The 1,368-nt window shown below is 26.9% G+C and carries 3 protein-coding genes; 2 read left to right on the top strand and 1 reads right to left on the bottom strand.

Annotation, left to right across the window (positions count from 1 at the left end):
• Both AMN99_RS04275 and phoB read left to right on the top strand, forming a co-directional pair.
• Positions 1 to 311, top strand: a 311-nt coding sequence (locus tag AMN99_RS04275) for a phosphate signaling complex PhoU family protein (RefSeq protein WP_306452586.1), incomplete at its 5' end; no start/stop codon positions are given.
• A gap of 3 nt (positions 312 to 314) precedes the next feature.
• Positions 315 to 998 carry a phosphate regulon transcriptional regulator PhoB gene (gene phoB, locus AMN99_RS04270; protein WP_075506594.1) on the top strand — a complete coding sequence of 228 codons (684 nt, stop codon included), beginning with the start codon at positions 315 to 317 and terminating at the stop codon, positions 996 to 998.
• Here the strand turns inward: phoB and AMN99_RS05785 are convergent.
• Positions 980 to 1,368: hypothetical protein (locus tag AMN99_RS05785; protein WP_075506593.1), on the bottom strand; the 389-nt coding region annotated here is incomplete at its 5' end. The two genes, phoB and AMN99_RS05785, sit on opposite strands and share 19 nt — an antisense overlap.

Below are 1,368 nucleotides of genomic sequence, written 5' to 3'. Positions count from 1 at the left end.
AAAAACAACTTAAATTAGTATTAGACTCATACACAAATAGATCCCCAGAAATAGCATTAGATGTCTGGGAAAAAGATGAAGAAGTAGACAATCTAACTAATTTATGCATGGAAGAAGTAATTAAATACCTTAAGTCAGGAAATGAAAATGTTGAATATGGATCTCATTTGCTTTTTGTTACAAAAAATATTGAAAGAATAGGAGACCATGTAACTAATATTGCAGAACAAATTTACTTCCTAGTTAAAGGATCTTATTTAGAAGGAGATAGACCTAAAGGTTCACAGCCAATAGTTAATGGTGAAAAATAAATAATGTCTGCACATCTGTTTATAGCTGAAGATGAGTCTCCTATAATAACATTGTTAAAATATAATTTAGAAAAAGAAGGTCACAAAGTAAGTTATTCAGAAAATGGAGAGGATGCTCTTAAACAAATAAAAGACAAACATCCTGATTTGATATTAATGGACTGGATGCTACCTGATTTATCGGGTGTAGATATTTGTAAAAATTTAAAAAAAGACAAAAAATTTAAAGACATACCTATAATAATGGTTACTGCCAAAGGTGAAGAGGAAGATAAATTAAAAGCATTTGATACAGGTGCTGATGATTATGTTACAAAACCATTTAGTCAAAAAGAATTAAATGCAAGAATAAAATCTCTTTTAAGAAGATCTAAACCACAGTCTTCTGAAGATGTGGTTTTTTTCAGTGATTTAAAAATAGATAGAATAACAAAAAGAGTCTACAGAAAAAATATAGAAATTAACCTGGGTCCTACAGAATTTAAACTTTTGGATTTTTTTATCAAAAATCCAAAAAGAGTTTATTCAAGAGAACAGCTTCTAAATAATGTTTGGGGTGAAAATATATATGTGGAGTCTAGAACTGTAGATGTTCATATTAGAAGATTAAGACAAGCAATAAATATTAAAGATACAAAGCCATTAATAAGGACAGTAAGATCAGCTGGCTATTCTTTAGAAACCTGAATATCCTTAGGTCTTAAAAATTCTTTCAATACACCTTTGTTTGCAACTTCAGACCAATCTTTAATTTTAAAATTAATTTTAGCAAAAGCTGATGTTGAAAATTTATAATTAAGTAGTTTAAACAAATTACTATTATGATTTTTTATCAATTCTCTAACTAAATTTGTTATTACCGGCTCGTGGTTAATTAAAAGTATAGAATTGTATGTTTTTGGAACTTTTTTGATATATTCAATTATTTTCTTCTCATCTGTTAAATAAAGTTTTTTTGATGAAAAAATTTTTTTAGGCTTTTTTAGCTTTTTTAATAATATTTGTAAGGTTTTTTTGGTTCTCTTTGATGAAGAAACTAAGACATAATCAAAATTAA

The sequence above is a fragment of the Candidatus Pelagibacter communis genome, from assembly GCF_001180225.1.
Classification (GTDB): Bacteria; Pseudomonadota; Alphaproteobacteria; order Pelagibacterales; family Pelagibacteraceae; genus Pelagibacter; species Pelagibacter ubique_D.
Note: the sequence above shows the minus strand (reverse complement) of the source record. Positions and strands in the feature narration are given on the sequence as shown.

Coding starts and splice junctions, on each gene's coding strand:
- phoB (WP_075506594.1), top strand. CDS start 315: ATGTCTGCACATCTGTTTATAGCTGAAGATGAGTCTCCTATAATAACA.